Source organism: Streptomyces sp. NPDC091287 (assembly GCF_044768525.1).
Lineage (GTDB): Bacteria > Actinomycetota > Actinomycetes > Streptomycetales > Streptomycetaceae > Streptomyces.
This window is the reverse complement of sequence record NZ_JBIVUV010000007.1, coordinates 255695-276863: the sequence shown is the minus strand read 5'-3', so window position 1 is coordinate 276863 and position 21169 is coordinate 255695. Positions and strand designations below refer to the sequence as shown.

General features: G+C 70.0%; 14 protein-coding genes and 3 pseudogenes. 13 read left to right on the top strand and 4 right to left on the bottom strand.

Features of this window, described 5'->3' with window-relative positions:
- Positions 1 to 49 precede the first annotated feature (49 nt).
- Positions 50 to 139 (top strand): annotated as a pseudogene (locus ACIQRW_RS14345) (GNAT family N-acetyltransferase); the annotation flags it as partial.
- 93 nt (positions 140 to 232) lie between these two features.
- Here ACIQRW_RS14345 and ACIQRW_RS14340 read toward each other — a convergent pair.
- From ACIQRW_RS14340 to ACIQRW_RS14330, 3 genes are all read right to left on the bottom strand, one after another.
- Positions 233 to 1105, bottom strand: a complete 873-nt coding sequence (locus ACIQRW_RS14340) for a trimeric intracellular cation channel family protein (RefSeq protein WP_403759065.1) — start codon at positions 1103 to 1105, stop codon at positions 233 to 235.
- Positions 1102 to 2931 carry an alkyl/aryl-sulfatase gene (locus tag ACIQRW_RS14335; RefSeq protein ID WP_403759063.1) on the bottom strand — a complete coding sequence of 610 codons (1830 nt, stop codon included), beginning with the start codon at positions 2929 to 2931 and terminating at the stop codon, positions 1102 to 1104. Before ACIQRW_RS14335 ends, ACIQRW_RS14340 begins: the two co-directional genes overlap by 4 nt.
- 329 nt (positions 2932 to 3260) lie before the next feature.
- Positions 3261 to 3887 carry a TetR/AcrR family transcriptional regulator gene (locus ACIQRW_RS14330; protein ID WP_403759061.1) on the bottom strand — a complete coding sequence of 209 codons (627 nt, stop codon included), beginning with the start codon at positions 3885 to 3887 and terminating at the stop codon, positions 3261 to 3263.
- Positions 3888 to 3992: 105 nt separating this feature from the next.
- Here ACIQRW_RS14330 and ACIQRW_RS14325 point away from each other — a divergent pair.
- Together ACIQRW_RS14325 and ACIQRW_RS14320 are read left to right on the top strand one after the other, a co-directional pair.
- Positions 3993 to 4725: pseudogene (locus tag ACIQRW_RS14325) on the top strand (SDR family NAD(P)-dependent oxidoreductase).
- A gap of 89 nt (positions 4726 to 4814) precedes the next feature.
- Positions 4815 to 5441: an NADPH-dependent F420 reductase gene (locus ACIQRW_RS14320; RefSeq protein WP_403759059.1), complete on the top strand. Its 627-nt coding sequence runs from the start codon at positions 4815 to 4817 to the stop codon at positions 5439 to 5441.
- Between the two features lie 515 nt (positions 5442 to 5956).
- Here the strand turns inward: ACIQRW_RS14320 and ACIQRW_RS14315 are convergent.
- A complete protein-coding gene (locus tag ACIQRW_RS14315; RefSeq protein WP_403759056.1) occupies positions 5957 to 6490 on the bottom strand; it encodes an EF-hand domain-containing protein in 534 nt (177 codons plus the stop codon).
- A gap of 262 nt (positions 6491 to 6752) precedes the next feature.
- On the opposite strand from ACIQRW_RS14315, the gene ACIQRW_RS14310 reads away from it, so the two are divergent.
- From ACIQRW_RS14310 to ACIQRW_RS14265, 10 genes and pseudogenes are all read left to right on the top strand, one after another.
- Complete coding sequence (locus ACIQRW_RS14310) at positions 6753 to 7526, top strand: AraC family transcriptional regulator (protein ID WP_403759054.1); 774 nt, start codon at positions 6753 to 6755, stop codon at positions 7524 to 7526.
- 199 nt (positions 7527 to 7725) lie between these two features.
- Positions 7726 to 8757, top strand: coding sequence for an iron-siderophore ABC transporter substrate-binding protein (locus tag ACIQRW_RS14305; RefSeq protein WP_403759051.1), 1032 nt, complete (start codon positions 7726 to 7728; stop codon positions 8755 to 8757).
- Positions 8754 to 9794 carry a FecCD family ABC transporter permease gene (locus ACIQRW_RS14300; protein ID WP_403759048.1) on the top strand — a complete coding sequence of 347 codons (1041 nt, stop codon included), beginning with the start codon at positions 8754 to 8756 and terminating at the stop codon, positions 9792 to 9794. The genes ACIQRW_RS14305 and ACIQRW_RS14300 overlap by 4 nt, the downstream gene beginning before the upstream one ends.
- Entirely contained in the window at positions 9791 to 10843 is a 1053-nt protein-coding gene (locus ACIQRW_RS14295) for a FecCD family ABC transporter permease (protein ID WP_403759045.1), read from the top strand. Before ACIQRW_RS14300 ends, ACIQRW_RS14295 begins: the two co-directional genes overlap by 4 nt.
- Entirely contained in the window at positions 10840 to 11679 is an 840-nt protein-coding gene (locus ACIQRW_RS14290; RefSeq protein WP_403759042.1) for an ABC transporter ATP-binding protein, read from the top strand. Before ACIQRW_RS14295 ends, ACIQRW_RS14290 begins: the two co-directional genes overlap by 4 nt.
- Before the next feature lie 148 nt (positions 11680 to 11827).
- On the top strand, positions 11828 to 13048 hold the full coding sequence (locus tag ACIQRW_RS14285; protein WP_403759039.1) for a cytochrome P450: 1221 nt from the start codon (positions 11828 to 11830) through the stop codon (positions 13046 to 13048).
- A gap of 22 nt (positions 13049 to 13070) precedes the next feature.
- Positions 13071 to 14201, top strand: a pseudogene (locus ACIQRW_RS14280) (type III polyketide synthase); the annotation flags it as partial.
- A gap of 99 nt (positions 14202 to 14300) precedes the next feature.
- Complete coding sequence (locus tag ACIQRW_RS14275) at positions 14301 to 15491, top strand: S8 family peptidase (protein WP_403759036.1); 1191 nt, start codon at positions 14301 to 14303, stop codon at positions 15489 to 15491.
- 251 nt (positions 15492 to 15742) lie between these two features.
- Complete coding sequence (locus ACIQRW_RS14270; protein ID WP_403759033.1) at positions 15743 to 20032, top strand: discoidin domain-containing protein; 4290 nt, start codon at positions 15743 to 15745, stop codon at positions 20030 to 20032.
- A gap of 124 nt (positions 20033 to 20156) precedes the next feature.
- Positions 20157 to 21164, top strand: coding sequence for a LacI family DNA-binding transcriptional regulator (locus ACIQRW_RS14265; protein ID WP_403759030.1), 1008 nt, complete (start codon positions 20157 to 20159; stop codon positions 21162 to 21164).
- Positions 21165 to 21169: the final 5 nt, after the last annotated feature.

The following is a 21169-nucleotide window of genomic DNA, read 5'->3' as shown; positions in this document are numbered from 1 at the left end:
CTGCGGGTCCGAGATTTCCGCCCGGTAGCGGTCTGGCAGCCCGTCCGGATCGGTGGGCTGTCTGGTGGTGACCGCCCCTGACGACGGGCGGTCGGAGATCAAGAGGCTCTGGACGGACCCGGAATTCCGGGGCCGGGGGACCACCTGATCTGCATGGAGCGTGCCCTGTGAGCGGACACAGCCACACCGGGACACGTCATCGATGAAGCTGATGGGCTCGCCGCCGAGTGCTTCACGGTTGGCTGTCGTGGTCCCCCTGCGTTGTTCCGGCAGGAGGTGACCCGGGCTCGTGGGGTTCGACGGTCAGGCCGAGCAGGCGCAGTTCACGGGTGGATTTCCCAGCGATCTTGCGGCCGAGGAGGGGGCGGCCGTCGTCGTGACGGTAGACGCCGGCCGGTTCGGCGGCCAGGGGCTCCTCCCAGCCCCGGTACAGGGCGGCGAGACGGACGGTGAAGCCGACCAGGAACGCGAGGGGAGCACTCGTGGCGCGGGGCAGCCCCGCCTGGTCGAGGGCGATCCACACCGCGCCGGTCAGCGCGGCGATGGTCACGAACCACTCGCCGCGGACGAACTGCTTGGGCGGCACGCCGCAGGAGACATCGATCAGGAAGCGCCCCGCCGTGGGTCCCACGACAGCCAGGACGAGGGAGCCCAGGACCGGCAGACCGACGTCCACCCCGGTCTGCGCGCCGACGATCGCGTACCAGGGCAGGGCGAAGGACGTGACGAACTGGAAGAGGCCCTCGCGGAACAGCTGCCCCTGGGAGTAGGCGAGTCGGTGGCCGATGTATCCGGCGATCAGGCACAGCACGACGTACGAGGAGTTGGTCAGTGCGGCCGGTACGCGGCCGACCATGACGTCGCGGCTGATGCCGCCGCCGATGCCGCCGAGCAGCGCCATGAGCAGGATGCCGACCACCGTGAAGTTCTTGTAGTGGTCGGGACGGCGGGCCAGCAGGGCCCCGTTCAGAGCGTTGGTGGTCGCCGCGACCAGGTTGATGAACGTGCCGCCACCGGTGAAATCGAACGACCCGAAACCGACGGCGCCGATCGCCAGCTGCGCCGTATTCACGGCGGCCGGATCGTGCAAGGCCTCGATGGTCACGGCGTGACGATGGGGAAGTCGGGGTCGGGGGTGCAGAGCAGGCCCGCGAGGGTCGCGAAGACCTGCGGGTCGCCCTGGACGCCCACGCCATCGAGTCCCTTGCCTGCGAGGACACCGAGCAGTTGCGGTTTGGTCAGGGTCAAGGTCAGGTCGGCGGCCGCCGCCGACCCGTCCGTCCCGGCGGGCGCATCGGTGCTGCGGTAGGTGAGGGCACCGTTGGACAGCCGAAGGTGCCAGGCGCGGCCCTCGTCGGTGACGTTCCAGGTCATGGTGAGCTTCTCGTCCCAAGCCCGGGGGCCGTCGACGCGGATGGCGAGCGAGTCGATGAGCATGTCGACGGTCAGAGCCATCGCCATCTCGGGGTTGGTCGTCTCCAGCGAGGTGTGCGCGATGGTGCCGCGCAGTTCCTGGGCACCCATCAGGTAGAAGTTGCGCCAGGTGGCGTTCTCCGCCCCGAAGCCCAGCTTCTCGTACACCGACGCCAGCGCCTGCTTGGCGAGCGAGTCGTCGGGCGCGGCGAAGACCGCGTGCCCCAGCAGCGTCGCGGCGAACCGCAGATCCCCCGAGGCCGCGTACTCCTCACCCTTGGCGATCAGCGCCGGCACGCCGCCGTAGTCGGCGGCGAACCGCTTGGCCTGCTCGACGGGCGGGTGCTCCCACAGGTGGGCCGGATTGCCGTCGAACCAGCCCATGTAGCGCTGGTAGATGGCCTTGGCGTTGTGGCTGACGGAACCGTAGTAGCCGCGGTTCGCCCACCGGTTCGCGATCGCGGGCGGAAGTTCGATCCGCTCGGCGATCTCCGGCCCGGTCAGTCCCTGGTTGGTCATGCGCAGGGTCTGGTCATGGAGGTACGCCCACATGTCGCGCTGGCCCGCCAGGTGGTCGACGATGCGGTCCCGGCCCCAGGTGGGCCAGTGGTGGGAGGCGAACGCGACCTCGGCCCGGTCGCCGAACAGCGTGATCGCCTCGTCCAGGTAGTGCGCCCAGATACGGGTGTCGCGGACCACCGCCCCGCGCAGGGTCAGGATGTTGTGCATGTTGTGGGTCGCGTTCTCCGCCATGCACAGAGCGCGCCGGTCGGGGAAGTAGAAGTTCATCTCCGAGGGCGCCTCGGTGTCCGGCGTCATCTGGAACACGATCCGCACACCGTCGACGGTCTCCTCCTGGCCCGTGCGGGTGATGTCCAGCGTCGGCGGGACCAGGGTGATCGTGCCCGTGGACGTCGTCATGCCCAGCCCGGCGCCGATCTGCCCGGTGGGGCCCTTCTTCAGCTCGGCGCCGTACATGTAGACCGCACGGCGGGTCATCGCGCCGCCCGCGTATACGTTCTCGGCCACCGCGTGTTCCAGGAACCCGGCCGGGGCGATTACCGGTACGGGGGCGTGGCCGTGCGGCAGAACCCCGCGGGAGCCGCCGAAATGGTCGCCGTGGGAGTGGGTGTAGATCAGCCCGGTGACCGGGCGGTCGCCGCGGTGCTCGCGGTAGAGCGCGAGGGCGGCGGCCGCGGTCTCCGCCGAGATCAGCGGGTCGATGACGATGACGCCGGTGTCGCCCTCGACCAGCGTCATGTTCGACAGATCCAGGTTCCGGACCTGGTAGATCCCCGTCGTCACCTCGAACAGGCCCTGTTTGGCGCACAGCCCGCTCTGCCGCCACAGGCTCGGGTGCGCGCTGGGCGGGCAGTCCTCGTCCAGGAAGGCGTACGCGGCCCCGTCCCAGATCACCCGGCCGTCCTCCGTCCGGATCACCGCCGGGGAGAGAGCGGCGACGAAACCCCGCTCGGCGTCGTCGAAGTCGGACCTGTCCGCGTAGTCGAGATCACTCATAGATAACAAATAGCCCAAAAGGCGCCTATTTGTTCACAACTGGATCGTGCGCCCCGCAACGTGTGCGCAAATCAGGCACCCCGGTGGGGTCCTCCGGGCGCCGGCAGCGGTCGATGCGTCCGCTGTCACCTCGTAGCGAGCTTCTGCTCGACGAGAATTCTTCCTGCCACGTCGTACACGGTGAGGCTCCTCGGCAGTTGGGGGCCGTTCTCAGAAGACGTCGGCATGGCGGCGTACCAGGCTCCCCAGCCAGGCCCGCCGGCCAGGGGTGAGCAGGGTGGCCTCGTGGGCTCCGTTGGTGTCACGCACGATCACGCGGGCCGCGCGACTTACCCGGCCGTTGGCTTTTCGCTTCCTTGGCCTGGAGCTGTCCCGGGGAGGGCGTTGTCGATGAGGACGGCGGCGATGGCGGCGGCGGCGGGGAAGGACTCGGCGTTGAGGACTCGGGTGCGGGCCGAGGCGCCGTCGAGGAGCAGCCCCAGTTGTTCGCCGAGCTGCTCGGGGTGGGTGACGCCGGCTTCGCGGGCCGTTGCGGCGAGCCGCGCGGCGAGGGCGAGCTTGTAGTCACGTGCGTACTGGGACGCGGGGTGCTGCGGGTCGTGGATCTCGACGCTCGCCGCGATGTAGGGACACAGGGGCGTGAGCTCGTCCGTGCCGGACGTGGGGACCTCGAAGACGGCGAGGAGCCGTTCGCGGGGCGTGAGGTCGGTGCGGTCGAACACCGAGGCCATGATCTCGGGATCGAATCGGCGCAAATATTCGGCGACCAGGTCGTCCTTGCTGGGGAAGTGCTGGTAGGCCGTCCGCTTCGAGACCTGGGCCAGCGCGCAGAGCTGGTCCATGCCGGTGCTGTTGATGCCCTGGGCGCGGAACAGCTGCTGTGAGGCGCTGAGGATGCGCTCGCGCGCTCCCCTGCCGCGGCGCTGGCCCTGGGGGCCCTTCTCCAGCTGCGTCATGACTCCATCGTAACCGAGTGCGGTACTGATCGGTGTACTTAGCTTGCGTTCCCGCCGACCGTCCCCTACGTTAAGTAAACCGAACGGTTCACTTAAGGAGCGGTTGTGGGAAAGCTCGATGGCAAGGTCGCGGTGATCACGGGTGGGTCGACCGGTATGGCGCTGGCCGGCGCGAAGCTGTTCGTCGAGGAAGGGGCCCATGTCTTCATCACGGGCCGACGGCAGGAGGCGCTGGACGACGCCGTCAAGGTGATCGGCCGGAACGTGACCGCCGTGCAGGGAGATGCGGCCGACCTGGCGGACCTGGACCGCCTGTACGAGACGGTCAGGCGGGAAAAGGGCTCGATCGACGTGCTGTGGGCGAGTGCCGGCATGGGCGAGCAGGGCAGGCTCGGCGAGATCACCGAGCAGCAGTTCGATGCCACGTTCTCGCTGAACGCGCGAGGCACGCTGTTCACGGTGCAGAAGGCGCTGCCGCTCTTCAACGACGGTGGCTCGATCTTCATGACCGGGTCGAACGCCTCGCTCAGGGGCTTCCCCGGGTGGAGCGTATGCGGGGAGCAAGGCCGTGCAGCAGGCCTATGCCCGTGTGTGGCTGAACGAGCTGCGGGACCGGCGGATCCGGGTGAACGTCCTGACCCCCGGCCAGGTCGCCACGGCCAAGCAGGAGGAGCTGTTCGACGAGGAGACGAAGCGGCAGTTCGAGTCCCTGATCCCGCGGGGCGAGATGGGCAGCCCGGAGGAGATCGCGGCGGTCGCGCTGTTCCTCGCCTCGGACGACTCCAGCTATGTGAACGGTCTTGAACTGACCACCGACGGCGGCACCACAGCGATCTGAACGGGCACACCGACGTGTCGTCCAGAAGCCCCTCGCGAACGGCGCGCTCAGCGGCGTGAGTTCGACATACCAGGAAGAGAGCACATTTCATGAGCAGCAGCATCAGCATCATCGGCACGGGGAACATGGCCCGTACCATCGGCGCGCGTGCGCTGGCGGGCGGCAACACCGTCGAGGTCATGGGCCGCGATCAGGCCAAGGCCTCTGACCTGGCCAAGGCCCTCGGCGGAGGCGCCACGGCGGGAGAGTGGGGTGCCGTCCCGGCTGGGGAGATCGTCATCGTGGCTCTGCTGGCCGACGGGGTCGTTCCGGCCGTCACTCACTACGGAGACGCCCTCGCGGGCAAGGTGATCGTCGACATCAGCAACCCCTTCAACGCCACGGCAGACGGTCTGACCCACCGCGAGGTCACTTCCATCGCGCAGGAAGTCGCCAAGGTGGCCCCGGCCGGTGCTGGCGTGGTGAAGGGGTTCAACACGGTTTTCCGTCACGTCCTGGAGAACGGCCGCCCCGATGTCTTCATCGCCGGGGACCAGGCGCAGGCCAAGGCCGACGTGGAGGTGTTCATCAAGAGCCTCGGGCTGCGCCCGATGGATGTCGGAGGCCTGGACATGGCGCACTGGCTGGAAGGAGCGGGCCTGCTCACGATGGGGCTCGCCCGTCACGGGGTGGGCGGCTGGGACTTCGCCCTCGGTGTCACGGACTTTCCCGCCTGAACTGCGCTCGAGGACATGGAGATCGAAACTGCTTCACGACGCCTCGGCTGTCGACGTCCCACGCAAGGACGAGCGCGCACTCATGGCATGCCCCCGCTCCAGCGGCGTCCGTTGGGGCGGGGGGCTACGCGTGCGCGAAAGTGCGGGGCAAGACCTTGTCCGACGAGGGTTCGTGGTGTCGCAGTCCAGGGTGATCGCACCCACCTGGGGGTGGTCGATGGACTTGCGGGCACCGGAGTGCGGGACGGAAGGCGGCGTCCACGGGCATCATCATCGACGTTCGCGCCCGCATGGGCTGCACCGCGCCGATCGGGTCGACGGACCAGGACCGCATCCGGCACGTGCCCATCACCCCGCGCCCGCAGTACGCCGCCCGCCTCCCGACGCCCGACGCTCAGAGCGGAGCCGGTGATGCCCGAGGAACTGCCGGACCGGGCGGACCGCACCGGGGACGGCGTGACGGTGGACGCCCGGGAGAGCGTCCACCGACGCCGGCCGTATGCGTGCGCGCCCGGTCAGACGGCGGTCCCCACGACCAGGTGGTCGCCGGGGATGCCGGCCTTGCCCGGCGCGTAGTAGTCCTTGATCCCGGCGACCCACGTCTCCACCCGGATCCGGTCCCCGTCGTTCGGCTCGAAGGCGTCGAAGAGCGCGTCGATGTTCGCGGGCTCGAACCCGATGGCCGTCATCAGCGCCATGAACAGCGGGCGCTCGATCAGACCGTCGCCGTCGGGGTCGCCGAGTGCGGCCAGTGCCTCCGCGAACACCCCGACGGTCGCGTCGAACCGCTCCGGCGACAGCACGCAGGCGGTGAACTCCTCGAAGCTGACCTCGCCGTCGCCATCGGCGTCGAGCTCGGTGCGCAGCGTCGTCCAGTACCGCCGGAACGCCGCGCGCATCGCGTCCTTCGCCGCCCGGTCCGACGCGTGCGCCTCCCGGACGACGCGGTCGGCCATGAGGTCGAAGTCGTCCGCCTCCAGGACGCCGTTGGCGTTGGCGTCGAACAGGGAGAAGACGAGCGTGACCCGCCTGGTGGCCTCAATGCTCATGAATCCGTCACCTTTCTCCGCATGTCACGTTCCCTCCGACCGCGGCCCGGTGCCCGGTCGGCCCACCCACTGTCCGCCGAGGAGCGGCGTCCACGGTGAAAGCCGTGGTTCTTTCACCTGAAGGACGTAACTGACCTGCGTAAACGTCAAGTTGAAGCAGGAGGAGGGGCTCGCTGGATCCGCGCGCCCCCGGCCTCTAGGCTGAGCCGATGCGCGCCCCGTCCGCCGCGAGCGGCCCCCGTACGAGAGAGGTCCACCTTCCATGACCAGGGAGACCCGGACGCTGCCCGCGTTCGCTCCCGGTTCGGTGGACACCCCCTTCGTCATCGCCGGCTACGACGAGGTCGTCACCCACGACACGCTCTGGGACGCGCACTCCCACCCCTTCCACGAACTGCTCTGGAACGAGCGCGGCGCCTCCACGGCGGTGGTCGGGAGCCGGATCTGGACGATCACCCCGGCTCTGGGCCTGTGGATGCCTGCGGGGACCCTGCACGCCGGATCGGCGACCGCCGGAACCTGGTTCCGGGCGAGCTTCTTCGGCTTCCGCACCACCGCGTCGATCTCCGCCACGCCGGTCGCCGTCGAGATCACCCCGCTGTTGCGCCTGCTGCTGGAACGGCTCGGCGAACCCGGCCTCTCGGCCGCCTCGCGCGCCGCTACCGAGGCACTGGTGCTCGACGTCCTCGTACCGTCGCCCCGCGAACTGCTCGTGCGGATCCCGGCCTCCGAGCTGCTGCGCCCGATCGCCGACGCGGTGCGCGAGGACCCGGCCGACCGGCGGACACTGGAGGACTGGGCGTCCGCCATCGGCGTCAGCGCCCGCACGGTCACCCGGGCGTTCACCACCGAGACGGGCACGAGCTTCGTGCGCTGGGTGGCGGCGGTCCGCGCCCAGCACGCCATCGGCCTGCTGGCCCGGGGATGGGACGTGGAGGCGGTGGCCGAACAGGTCGGCTACCGCTCGGCGAGCGCGTTCGGCGCCGCCTTCCGGCGTACGACGGGCCTCACCCCGGGGACCTTCCGACCGGAGTGACCGCGGACCCCATGTCCGTATCGCTACAGGGCATGTCCTAAACGGTTGATTGCGACAGCAGGGTCGATTCTCATAAAGTGCGAAGGCAAGCCTTACCTAAGCCGATGACGCACGCGCCGCGCACCGATCCATGACGGCTGCGCACGCCCGGACGTGCGAGAAGCGGCACCCCGACATCCGGAAAGCCGGGTACACACCCATGTCTTCACACCGCCTCCGCCTGCTCGTCGTGGCGGCCGCCCTCGTCGGCGTCTCTGCCTGCGGCGGTTCCACCGACGCCGGGAACGAGAACGACGAAAGCCGTTCCGGCGGGTTCCCCCTGACCGTCGAGCACGCCCTGGGCAAGACGACCATCCCGGCGAAGCCGAAGCGCGTCGCGACGGTCAACTGGGCCAACCACGAAGTACCGCTCGCGCTCGGCGTCGTGCCCGTCGGCATGGCCGCCGCCAACTTCGGCGACGACAACGACGACGGCGTGCTGCCCTGGGTCGAGGAGAAGCTCGACGAGCTGAAGGCGAAGACGCCGGTGCTGTTCGACGAGACCGACGGCATCGACTTCGAGGCCGTGGCGGACACGAAGCCGGACGTCATCCTGGCCGCGTACTCGGGTCTGACCAAGAAGGACTACGAGACCCTCAGCGAGATCGCCCCCGTCGTCGCCTACCCGGACGCCGCCTGGGCGACGCCGTGGCGCGAGATCATCCGGACGAACAGCACGGCGATCGGGCTGGCCGACGAGGGCGAGAAGCTGATCAAGAAGCTCGACGGGGACATAGCCAGGACCGCCGCCAAGTACCCGCAGCTGAAGGGCAAGTCGGCGATGTTCATGACGCACGTCGACCCCAACGACGTCAGTCAGGTCGGCTTCTACACCGCCCACGACACCCGCACGCAGTTCTTCCAGGACCTCGGCATGAAGATCCCCGGGTCCATCGCGAAGGCGTCCGAGGGAACGAAGAAGTTCGCCCTCACCAAGAGCGCCGAGCAGATCGACGCGTTCGACGACGTCGACATCATCACCGGTTACGGCGACGACACCGGCGAGCTGCTGAAGACGATCACCAAGGACCCGCTGCTCTCGAAGATCCCCGCCGTCGAGCGCGGCTCCGTCTACCTCCTGCCCGGCACCAGCCCGCTGGCCACCGCCGCGAACCCGACGCCGCTGTCGATCAGCTACGTGCTGGACGACTACGCCGCCGCGCTCGCCAAGGCCGCGGACAAGGTCAAGTGACCGAGCTCGACACCCGTACCCCGCCGGACGTCGTCACCAGGCGTCCGGCGGGCGTGCGCCTGCTGTGGGTCCTGCTCTCCGTACTCGCCCTGGCGGCGGTCATGGTCGCCTCCGTCGCCATCGGCTCCCGCGACGTCCCCTGGTCCGACGTCGTCGCGGCGCTCGGCGGCGCGGACGACACCCTGGGACGGGCGGCGGCGACGAAGCGGATCCCGCGTACCGTCCTCGCCGTCGTCATCGGCGCCGCACTCGGCCTCGCGGGCGGCGTGATGCAGGGTGTGACCCGTAACCCCCTGGCCGACCCGGGCATCCTCGGCGTCAACATGGGGGCGTCCCTCGCCGTCGTCACGGCGGTCGCGTTCTTCGGGCTCACCTCGCCGACCGGATACATCTGGACCGCCATCGTGGGCGCGGCCCTGTCCGCCCTGTTCGTCCACACCGTCGGAACCCTCGGCAGGGGAGGAGCGACCCCGCTGAAGCTGGCACTCGCCGGAGCCGCTACGTCCGCGGCCTTCGCCTCGCTCGTCAGCGCGATCATCCTGCCGCGCAACGACATCGCCGGAAGCTTCAAGCTCTGGCAGATCGGTGGCGTGGGCGGCGCGTCCTTCGAACGCATCGGCCAGGTCATGCCGTTCCTCGCGGTCGGCTTCGCCGTCTGCCTGCTCTCGGCCCGCGCCCTCAACTCGCTCGCGCTGGGCGATGAGTTGGCGGCCGGCCTCGGCGAACGCGTCGCCGTGGCCCGGGCCGTGGCCGCCCTCGGCGCCGTACTGCTCTGCGGAGCGGCCACCGCCGTCGCCGGACCGATCGGCTTCGTCGGCCTCGTCGTCCCGCACACCTGCCGGCTGCTCGTCGGTGTCGACCACCGCTGGCTCCTGCCGCTCTCCACGGTGCTCGGCGCGGTCCTGCTCCCCGCAGCCGACGTCGTCGGCCGGATCGTGGCACGCCCCTCGGAGATCGACGTCGGCATCGTGACCGCACTGATCGGCGCCCCCTTCTTCATCTACATCGTCCGCCGACAGAAGGTACGTGCCCTGTGAGCGCCCCTGTCCTCACCCGGCGGCCGTCCGTCGAGGCCGCCACCCGCCGTCGCGTGCGCGGCGCCTCGCGCCGCCGCCGGGTCGTCCTGGCGCTGATGGTCCTCGTCCTCGCCGCCTTCGCCGTGACGCTCATGGCGGGCCGGACCTTCTACCCGCCCGGAGACGTGTTCCGGGTGATCCTCGGGGAACAGGTGCCGGGCGCGTCGTTCACGGTGGGCCGGCTGCGGCTGCCCCGCGCGGTCCTCGCCCTGGTGGCCGGATTCAGCTTCGGCCTGGCCGGGGTCACCTTCCAGACGATGCTCCGCAACCCGCTCGCCAGCCCCGACATCATCGGCATCAGCTCCGGGGCGAGCGCCGCCGCGGCCATCGCCATCGTGACCCTGTCGCTCGGCGAGGTCCAGGTCTCCGTCCTCGCCATCGCCGCCGGCCTCGGAGTCGCCCTGCTGGTGTACTCCCTGGCGTTCAAGGGCGGCGTCGTGGGCACCCGGCTCATCCTGATCGGCATCGGGATCTCCGCGATGCTCGACAGCGTCACCTCCTACGTCCTGTCCCGGGCCGCCGAATGGGACCTCCAGGAGGCGATGCGCTGGCTGACCGGCAGCCTCAACGGAGCCACCTGGGACCAGGTCGTCCCCGCGCTCGTCGCGGCGGCCGTCCTCACCCCGCTGCTGCTGGGCCAGGCCCGCAACCTCTCCGCGCTCCAGCTCGGCGACGACACCGCCTCCGCGCTCGGCGTACGCGTGGAACGCACCCGGATCACGGTGATCGTCGCCGCCGTCGGGCTGATCGCCTTCGCCACGGCGGCGGCCGGCCCCATCGCGTTCGTGGCGTTCCTCTCCGGACCCATCGCGGCCCGGATCACCGGGGCGGGCGGCTCCCCGCTGGTGCCCGCCGGACTCGTCGGCGCGCTGCTCGTCCTCGTCGCCGACTTCACCGGCCAGTTCGCCTTCGGCGAGCGCTACCCGGTCGGCGTCGTCACCGGCGCCCTCGGAGCCCCCTACCTCGTCTACCTGATCATCCGCACCAACCGGGCGGGAGGCTCGCTATGACCACGCACCACCGACTGACCGCCGAAGGACTCACCCTCGGCTACGGCGACCGCACCGTCGTCGACTCCCTCGACCTGGCCGTACCGCCCGGCCGGATCACCGTGATCGTCGGCGCCAACGCCTGCGGCAAGTCGACGCTGCTGCGTTCCATGTCCCGGCTGCTCGCCCCCCGGGCCGGCCGCGTCGTCCTGGACGGCAAGGAGGTGCACCGGCTGCCCGCCAAGGAGCTGGCCCGCACCCTCGGACTGCTGCCGCAGTCGCCCGTCGCGCCCGAGGGCATCACCGTCTCCGACCTCGTCGGCCGCGGCCGCCACCCCCACCAGTCCGTCTTCTCCCGCTGGAACGAGAAGGACGACGCCGCCGTGGCCGCCGCCCTGGAGGCCACCCACACCGAACCGCTCGCCGAGCGCGCGGTGGACGAACTCTCCGGCGGCCAGCGCCAGCGCGTCTGGATCGCGATGGCCCTCGCCCAACAGACCGATCTGCTGCTGCTCGACGAGCCGACCACCTTCCTCGACGCCAGCCACCAGATCGAGGTCCTGGACCTTCTGACCGATCTGAACCGCTCGCGCGGCACCACCATCGTGATGGTCCTGCACGACCTCAACCTCGCCGCCCGGTACGCGGACCACCTGATCGCCCTGGCCGGCGGCGGGCTCCACGCGTCCGGCACCCCGGCCGAGGTGCTGACGGAGGAGACCGTACGGGTGGTGTTCGACCTCGACAGCCGCATCATCGAGGACCCCGTGTCGGGCCGGCCCCTGATGCTCCCGATCGGCCGCCACCACGTCCTGGACCGGGCCGAGGCACTGACCGTGGGGGAGGCGGCCGAATGAGCGCCGGGGCGTGCGCCCCCCTGATCGACTGACTGCCGTGTGTCACTGACATGTTTCGGAGAGTGACGGGGCACACAGGGTAGGTCGGGTGCCGGGTCCCGGTCCGGCACACGCCCTTTTCCTCGAAGCGGTCATTGGGAGAACCTCGGTGGAGAACACCTCGGTGCAGAACAAGGAAACCGTCCGGAACTGTCCTTTCGACTATGCGCAGCAGCTGGAGTTCGACCCCCAGCTCAGGCAACTGCTGACCGAGGAGCCGGTGTCCCGCATCCGTATGGCGTACGGAGAGGGCGAGGCCTGGCTGGTCACCCGCTACGAGGACGTCCGGACGGTCACCACCGACCGGCGGTTCAGCCGCAGCGCCGTCCTCGGCCGTGACTTCCCCCGGATGACGCCGGAGCCGATCGTGCAGGCGGAGTCCATCAACCTCATGGACCCGCCCGCCAGCAGCCGACTGCGGGGCCTGGTCGCCAAGAGCTTCACCCCGCGCCGTGTCGAGCAGATGCGCGGCGGGACCCAGCGGGTGGTGGACCGGCTGCTGGACGAGATGGAGGAGGAGGGCGCACCGGCCGACCTCGTCGCCCGGGTCTCCGCGCCGCTGCCGCTGATCACCATCTGCGAGGCGCTCGACATCCCCGAGGCCGACCGCCCCTGGCTCCGGGCCCACGCCATGACCATGATGAACGTCGGGGCCGCGGGCAAGGAGGACGCGGTACGCGCCAAGGCGGAGCTGCGCGGCTACTTCCAGGAGCTGACCGCGGAGCGGCGCCGCTCCCCGGGCGAGGACCTCATCAGCACCCTGGCCACCGCCCGGGACGGCGACGAACTGCTGGACGACGACGAGCTGGCCGTCATGGCGATGGTCCTGCTCATCACCGGCCAGGACACCACGACCTACCAGCTCGGCAACATCGCCTACACCCTGCTCACCCGCCCGGACCTCATGCGGTCCCTCCGGGCCGAACCGCAGCGGCTGCCCCGCACCCTGGAGGAGCTGCTGCGCCACATCCCCTTCCGCAAGGGCGTCGGCATCCCGCGCATCGCGCTGGAGGACGTGGAGCTCTCCGGAGTCCTCATCAAGGCCGGCGACGTGGTGCACGTGTCCTATCTGACGGCCAACCGGGACTCCGCCAAGTTCGACCGTCCCGACGAGCTGGATCCCGACCGGCCGACCATCCCCCACATGACGTTCGGCTGGGGCGCCCACCACTGCCTGGGCGCACCGCTGGCCACCATGGAACTGGAAGTGGCCTTCTCCACGCTGCTGACCCGCTTCCCGGCCCTGCGTCTGGACGTGCCGCCCGCGGGCGTCTCGTGGAACACGACGTCCATCTGGCGTTACCCGCTCGCCCTGCCCGTCACATGGTGACGAGAGCCTTCGCTCCAGAGAACGAGGAGAACCCATGGCGACCCTGTGCCGACCGGCCATCGCTGTGCCCGAGCACGTCATCACGATGCAGCAGACCCTGGACCTGGCCCGGGAGACCCACGCCGGGCACCCGCAGCGCGAGCTCGTCCTGAGGCTCATCCAGAACACCGGCGTCCAGACCCGGCACCTCGTGCAGCCCATCGAGAAGACCCTGCGGCACCCCGGATTCGAGGCGCGCAACCAGGTGTACGAGGCCGAGGCCAAGACCCGGGTCCCCGAAGTCGTCCGGCAGGCGCTCGCCAACGCCGAGACCGACCCGGCCGAGATCGATCTGATCGTCTACGTCTCCTGCACGGGCTTCATGATGCCCTCGCTGACCGCGTGGATCATCAACAGCATGGGCTTCAGACCCGAGACCCGCCAACTGCCCATCGCCCAGCTCGGCTGCGCGGCGGGCGGCGCGGCGATCAACCGCGCGCACGACTTCTGCCTGGCCTACCCCGAGTCCAACGTCCTCATCGTGTCCTGCGAGTTCTGCTCGCTGTGCTACCAGCCCACCGACATCGGGGTCGGCTCGCTGCTCTCCAACGGTCTCTTCGGTGACGCCATCTCCGCGGCCGTCGTACGGGGGCAGGGCGGGACCGGCATGCGCCTGGAGCGCAACGGCTCCCACCTGGTGCCCGACACCGAGGACTGGATCTCCTACGCCGTCCGTGACACCGGCTTCCACTTCCAGCTGGACAAGCGGGTCCCGGGCACCATGGAGATGCTCGCCCCGGTGCTCCTGGACCTGGTCGACCTGCACGGCTGGTCAGTCCCGAACATGGACTTCTTCATCGTCCACGCGGGCGGACCGCGCATCCTGGACGACCTCTGCCACTTCCTGCAACTGCCGCCCGAGATGTTCCGCTACAGCCGGGCCACCCTCACCGAACGCGGCAACATCGCCAGCTCCGTCGTCTTCGACGCACTGGCGCGGCTCTTCGACGACGGCGGAGCCGCCGAGTCCGCGCAGGGGCTCATCGCCGGCTTCGGGCCCGGCATCACCGCCGAAGTGGCCGTGGGCAGCTGGGCGAAGGACGACCTCCGGGCGGACGTCGGACACGACCTCGACGAGCTGGAGCTGACCGCGGGCGTTGCGCTGTCCGGCTGAACCCGCTAAGGCGACCGACGGGCGGGGACGAAGGAACGGGTGTTCGCGATTCGCGGACGCACTCGCTCCGTGACCGGATCCCCACCCCGAGGAGAATGCATGCGCCTGCCCGCCCGATGGGCCACGGCCGCCCTGCTGCTGATCGCACCGCTGATCGGCGCACCCGCCACGGCCTCGGCCGACACCGGACCGGAAGGGGTCCTGGTGGAGCAGTCCACCCGGGCCGTACCCGGGCAGTACATCGTCACCCTGAAGCCCGAACTCTCGCCGGCCACCGTCCTGCGGGAGTTCGGGCTCAACCCGTTGTTCACGTACGGAAATGCTCTGCACGGCTTCGCCGCCACGCTCACCGCCACCGAACTCCAAGCGGTCCGGGCCGTGCCCGGCGTCCTCGCCGTCGAGGAGAACGCCGAGGTGACCGTCCCCGCGCCCACCGCCGCGAACCTGCTGCGGGCCCCCGCGGCCGGCTGGGGGACCGACCGCATCGACCAGCGCGCCCTGCCGCTGGACGACACCTTCACCACCACGGCCACCGGCAAGGGAGTGAAGGCGTACGTCGTCGACACCGGGATCGACGCCGCGCACAGCGAATTCGGCGGCCGGGTCGCGAGCGGGTACGACGCCGTCGGGGACGGCCGCGCGGGCATGGACTGCAACGGACACGGCACGCACGTGGCGGGCACGGTCGGCGGCGCGACGTCCGGCGTGGCGAAGGACGCCTCGCTGGTCAACGTACGCGTCCTGAACTGTGAGGGCCGGGGCACCTGGGCCGGCATCCTCGCCGGGTTCGACTGGGTCGCCAAGGACGCCGAGCGCAGCGGGGTCCCCGCTGTTCTGAACGCCTCGCTCGGCGGCGACCGCTCGACGGCGGTCGACGCCGCGGTCGAGGCGGTCGCCGACGCGGGTGTGCTGCCCGTCGTGGCCGCGGGCAACGACAACCGGGACGCCTGTGACGTCTCCCCGGCCGCCGCGGATGGTGTGTTCACTGTCGGGGCGAGCGACCGGCAGGACCGGGAGACCTCCTTCAGCAACTGGGGCTCCTGTCTCTCGCTCTATGCCCCCGGCGCCGACATCGTCTCCGCCCGCCTCGGCGGCGGCACCGTCTCGCTGAACGGCACCTCCATGGCCAGCCCGCACGTCGCGGGCGTCGCGGCGCTCTACAAGGAGGGGAACCCCTCGGCGTCTCCCGCCGCCGTCTCGCAGTGGCTGACGGACACGGCCACCCCGGACGTGCTCTCCGCTCTCGGTCAGGGCTCGCCCGACCTGCTGCTGTACACCGGCGGCCTCTGACGATCCGTCGGGCGGCCGTCCCGACGGCTCGTCCGCGGGGCGGGGAGCGGTGACCGCGCGACGGAACCCGCTCCCCGGCCCGGCCCCCGGCTGTTGTCGGAACGGTGGACGGTCTCTCATTTCTCTGCAACTCTCTGACGGCACAACGCAAAACAGGCCGCAGCGCATGCAGAAACTCGTGTTCTCCCTGGCTGCGGTCACAGAGCCGCGCCCTCGACGCGCCCTGCGCCGAGGCCGAAGATCGGGGAGCTATGAGAGCCCAACGCTGGAGATGGCGGTCGATATCCGCCTTGGTCACGACCAGTCTTCTGATGATCGGCGTACCGTCGCTCGCCGCCGCGGCGGCCGACGGCCCCAACCTCGCCGCGGGCCGGGCCGCGGCCGCGAGCAGTGCCCATGCCGAGTACGGCGCGTCCAACATCACCGACGGCAACCGGTCCACGTACTGGGAGAGCGCGGGAGGCGGACTGCCCCAGTGGGTCCAGACGGACCTGGGCGCGGGAAGCCGCGTCGACGAGGTGAAGCTGACCCTGCCGGCGGGCTGGGAGACCCGCACCCAGACGCTGTCCCTCCAGGGCAGCGCGGACGGCACCAGCTTCGCGACCCTGAAGAACTCCGCGACGTACACCTTCGCCCCGGGGGCGGCGAACGAGGTCACCATCGCGTTCCCGGCCACTCTGACCCGCTTCGTGCGCGTCAACATCACCGCCAACACCGGCTGGTCGGCCGCGCAGCTCTCCGAGCTGGAGGTCCGGGGCGCCGGTGACTCGTCCGCCGACCTCGCGGCGGGCAAGACCCTCACCGCCAGCAGCGGCAGCGGGTCCCAGGCTCCGGCCAACGCCAACGACGGCAACCGGGACAGCTACTGGGCCAGCCGCGACGACCAGTTCCCGCAGTGGATCCAGGCGGACCTGGGCGGATCGCTCGGTGTGGACCGGGTGGTCCTGCGGCTGCCCGACGGCTGGGCCGCGCGCAGTCAGACGCTGAAGCTCCAGGGCAGCGCGAACGGAACGGACTTCACCGACCTCACCGCGTCCAAGGCCTACCGCTTCGACGCGGCGGGGGGACAGTCGGCGACGATCACCTTCGACGCCACGACCACCCGGTACGTCCGTGTCCTGGTCACCGCCAACAGCGGCGCGCAGGCAGCGCAGTTGGCCGAACTGGAGATCTACGGCCCCGCCACCGGCGACACACAGGCCCCGACCGCACCGGCCGGCCTGGCGTTCACCGAGCCCGCCACCGGGCAGATCCGGCTGACGTGGAAGGCCTCCACGGACGACAAGGGCGTCACCGGCTACGACGTCTACGCGAACAACACCCTGCTGACCAGCGTCGCGGGCGACGTCACCACCTACACCGACACCCGGCCGGCCGGGCAGGACGTCAGCTACTTCGTCCGCGCCAAGGACGCGGCGGGCAACGTCTCGGCCAACAGCAACACCGTGACCCGCGGCGGCGACACCGGTGACACCCAGGCGCCCACCGCCCCCTCCGCGCTGGCGTACACCGAACCGTCCAGCGGCTCGGTGAAGCTGACGTGGGGAGCGTCCACCGACAACAAGGGCGTGACCGGCTACGACGTCTACGCCAACAACGTGCTGCGCGGCAGCGTCGCCGGCAACGTGCTGACCTACACCGACACCCAGCCGACGTCCACCACGGTCAGCTACGTCGTGCGGGCCAAGGACGCGGCGGGCAACGTCTCCGGCGACAGCAACACCGTCACCCGCAACGGGCAGAGCGGCTCCGCCTCCAACCTCGCCGTGAACAAGCCGATCACCGCCTCCTCCGTGATCCACACCTTCGTCGCGGAGAACGCCAACGACAACAGCACCTCCACCTACTGGGAGGGCGCGGGCGGCAGTTACCCGAACACCCTCACCGTGAAGCTCGGCTCCAACGCCGACACCGAGAACGTCGTCATCAAGCTCAACCCCGACAGCAGCTGGGGGCCGCGCACCCAGCGCATCGAGGTCCTCGGCCGGGAGCAGAGCTCCTCGTCCTTCAACTCCCTGTCGGCCGCCAAGGATTACGCCTTCGGTCCGGCGTCCGACAACACGGTGACCATCCCGGTCTCCGCGCGCGTCGCGGACGTCCAGCTGAAGTTCACCGCCAACAGCGGCTCCGGAGCCGGGCAGGTCGCGGAGTTCCAGGTCCTGGGCGCTCCGGCGGCCAACCCGGACCTCCAGGTCACCGGCATCACCGCCGCACCCGCCGCACCGGTCGAGACGGACGAGGTCACCCTGACCGCGACCGTCCGCAACGCAGGCGCGCTCGCCGCCCCGGCGAGCAAGGTCGAGCTGCGCCTCGGTGGCACCAAGGTGGCCACCGCTGCGGTCGGCGCCCTCGCGTCGGGCGCCTCCACCCAGGTCAGCGCCTCCATCGGGGCCCGGAACGCGGGCAGTTACCCGCTGAGCGCGGTCGCCGATCCGGCGGGCGAGATCATCGAGCAGAACGAGACCAACAACACCTACACCAGTGCGTCCCCGCTGGTCGTGAAGCCGGTCTCCAGCTCCGACCTGGTGGCCTCGTCGGTCACCACCTCGCCCTCGGGCGCGTCCGACGGTGACACGGTCACCTTCTCCGTCGCGCTGAAGAACCAGGGCACGGTGGCCTCGGCCGCCGGTGCCCACGGCATCACCCTGACGCTCGTCGACAGCAAGGGCGCCACGGTCAAGACGCTCACCGGCAGCCACACCGGGGCCATCGCGGCGGGAGCCACCGCCGCACCGGTCACCCTCGGCTCCTGGACCGCCGCCAACGGCTCGTACACCGTGCGGACCGTGATCGCGGCCGACGCCAACGAACTCCCGGTCAAGCGCGAGAACAACACCTCCACCCAGGCGCTCTTCGTCGGACGCGGCGCCAACATGCCGTACGACATGTACGAGGCGGAAGACGGCACGGCCGGCGGCGGCGCGAAGGCCGTCGGCCCGAACCGGACCATCGGCGACATCGCGGGAGAGGCCTCGGGACGCAAGGCCGTCACCCTCGACCAGACCGGCAACTACGTCGAGTTCACCACCCGGGCCGCCACCAACACCCTGGTCACCCGGTACTCCATCCCCGACGCCCCGGGCGGTGGCGGCATCGACTCCACCCTGAACGTCTACGTGGACGGCGTCTTCCTCAAGGCGATCGACCTCACCTCCAAGTACGCCTGGCTGTACGGGAACGAGGCCGCTCCCGGCAACTCCCCGGGCTCCGGGGCGCCCCGTCACATCTACGACGAGGCGAACATGATGCTGGGCAAGACCGTCCCGGCGGGATCAAAGATCCGGCTCCAGAAGGACAGCGCCAACACCACCACGTACGCGATCGACTTCATCAACCTGGAGCAGGTCGCACCGGTCGCCAACCCGAACCCCGCCGCGTACACCGTGCCGGCCGGGTTCACCCACCAGGACGTCCAGAACGCCCTGGACAAGGTCCGCATGGACACCACGGGCACCCTCGTGGGCGTCTACCTCCCGGCGGGGCAGTACAGCACGGCCAGTAAGTTCCAGGTCTACGGCAAGGCCGTCAAGGTGGTCGGCGCGGGTCCCTGGTACACCCGCTTCAACGCCCCTTCCACCCAGGACAACACCGATATCGGCTTCCGGGCCGAGGCCAGTGCCAAGGGGTCCTCGTTCGCGAACTTCGCGTACTTCGGCAACTACACGTCCCGGATCGACGGTCCTGGCAAGGTGTTCGACTTCTCCAACGTGTCGGACATCGTCATCGACAACATCTGGAACGAGCACATGGTCTGCCTCTACTGGGGCGCCAACACCGACAGCATCACCATCAAGAACTCCCGGATCCGCAACATGTTCGCCGACGGCGTCAACATGACCAACGGGTCCACCGACAACCTGGTGACCAACAACGAGGCACGGGCCACCGGCGACGACAGCTTCGCGCTCTTCTCGGCGATCGACGCCGGGGGAGCGGACATGAAGAACAACGTCTACGAGAACCTGACCTCGATCCTCACCTGGCGCGCGGCGGGCGTCGCCGTCTACGGCGGTTACGACAACACCTTCCGCAACATCCACATCGCCGACACCCTGGTGTACTCCGGGATCACGGTCAGCTCGCTGGACTTCGGCTACCCGATGAACGGGTTCGGCACGCAACCGACGACGATCGAGAACGTCTCGATCGTGCGCGCGGGCGGTCATTTCTGGGGATCGCAGACCTTCCCCGGCATCTGGCTGTTCTCGGCCTCCAAGGTGTTCCAGGGCATCCGCATCAACAACGTGGACATCGTCGATCCCACCTACAGCGGGATCATGTTCCAGACGAACTACGTCGGCGGACAGCCCCAGTTCCCGATCAAGGACACCGTGCTCACCGACGTGTCCATCTCGGGTGCGCGCAAGAGCGGTGACGCCTTCGACGCCAAGTCCGGGTTCGGGCTGTGGGCCAACGAGATGCCGGAGGCAGGGCAGGGGCCCGCCGTCGGCGAGGTCACCTTCAACGGCCTGAAGCTCAGCGACAACGCTCAGGACGTCAAGAACACCACCTCCACCTTCAAGATCATCACTAACCCGTAGCCCGGGAGAGAGGCCGCGATCACCGGCAAGGGGGCGCTTCCCGATGACAGGGAAGTGCCCCTTTTGCATGCAATCCTTGCATTGATAAGTCAATTGTTTGCGCTGCTTACGCTAGTCTTGCGGCATGACGCGACGACTTGCTCAGGTTGCCAAGAAGGTTGGGGTCAGCGAGGCCACGGTGAGCCGGGTGCTCAACGGCAAGCCCGGGGTGTCCCGGACCACCCGGCAGTCCGTGCTGACCGCCCTGGACGTCCTCGGCTACGAGCGGCCCACCCAGCTCCGGGGCGAGCGCGCCCGGCTCGTCGGCCTCGTCCTGCCCGAACTGCAGAACCCGATCTTCCCCGCCTTCGCCGAGGTGATCGGCGGCGCCCTCGCCCAGCAGGGACTCACCCCCGTGCTGTGCACCCAGACCAAGGGCGGAGTCTCCGAAGCGGACTACGTGGACCTCCTGCTCCAGCAGCAGGTCTCCGGGGTGGTCTTCGCCGGAGGTCTGTTCGCGCAGGCCGACGAGGCCCATGAGCACTACCACCGGCTCGCCGAGCGCCGCATCCCCGTCGTGCTGATCAACGCCCCCATAGAAGGACTGGACTTCCCCTGCGTCTCCTGCGACGACGCCGTCGCGATCGAGCGCGCCTGGCGCCACCTGGCCTCCCTCGGCCACGAGCGCATCGGCGTGGTGATGGGCCCCTCCGACCATGTGCCCTCCCGCCGCAAGCTCGCGGCCGCCCGGTCCGTCGCGGCGGCCACCGGCGGGGAGCTGACCGAGGAGCACGTCGAGCGCTCGATGTTCTCCCTGGAAGGCGGGCAGGCCGCGGCCTCCCGGCTGCTGGAGCGCGGAGTCACCGGCATCATCTGCGCCAGCGATCCCCTGGCCCTCGGCGCGGTGCGGGCGGCCCGCAGGCGCGGCTTCGGGGTGCCGTCGGAGATCTCGGTCGTCGGCTACGACGACTCGGCGTTCATGAACTGCACCGAACCCCCGCTCACCACGATCCGCCAGCCCATCGAGGCCATGGGCCGGGCCGCCGTCGAACTGCTCTGCGCGGGCATCCAGGGCGGGTCGGTCCCCCCGGACGAGCTGCTGTTCGAGCCGGAGCTGGTGGTGCGGGGCTCCACCGCGAAGGCGCCCCGCTGATCCCG

Excerpts from the sequence above, each read along its gene's own strand:
- ACIQRW_RS14335 (WP_403759063.1), bottom strand. The coding sequence starts at position 2,931 with ATGAGTGATCTCGACTACGCGGACAGGTCCGACTTCGACGACGCCGAG.
- ACIQRW_RS14330 (WP_403759061.1), bottom strand. The coding sequence starts at position 3,887 with ATGACGCAGCTGGAGAAGGGCCCCCAGGGCCAGCGCCGCGGCAGGGGA.
- ACIQRW_RS14320 (WP_403759059.1), top strand. The coding sequence starts at position 4,815 with ATGAGCAGCAGCATCAGCATCATCGGCACGGGGAACATGGCCCGTACC.
- ACIQRW_RS14315 (WP_403759056.1), bottom strand. The coding sequence starts at position 6,490 with ATGAGCATTGAGGCCACCAGGCGGGTCACGCTCGTCTTCTCCCTGTTC.
- ACIQRW_RS14310 (WP_403759054.1), top strand. The coding sequence starts at position 6,753 with ATGACCAGGGAGACCCGGACGCTGCCCGCGTTCGCTCCCGGTTCGGTG.
- ACIQRW_RS14305 (WP_403759051.1), top strand. The coding sequence starts at position 7,726 with ATGTCTTCACACCGCCTCCGCCTGCTCGTCGTGGCGGCCGCCCTCGTC.
- ACIQRW_RS14290 (WP_403759042.1), top strand. The coding sequence starts at position 10,840 with ATGACCACGCACCACCGACTGACCGCCGAAGGACTCACCCTCGGCTAC.
- ACIQRW_RS14275 (WP_403759036.1), top strand. The coding sequence starts at position 14,301 with ATGCGCCTGCCCGCCCGATGGGCCACGGCCGCCCTGCTGCTGATCGCA.
- ACIQRW_RS14270 (WP_403759033.1), top strand. The coding sequence starts at position 15,743 with ATGAGAGCCCAACGCTGGAGATGGCGGTCGATATCCGCCTTGGTCACG.
- ACIQRW_RS14265 (WP_403759030.1), top strand. The coding sequence starts at position 20,157 with ATGACGCGACGACTTGCTCAGGTTGCCAAGAAGGTTGGGGTCAGCGAG.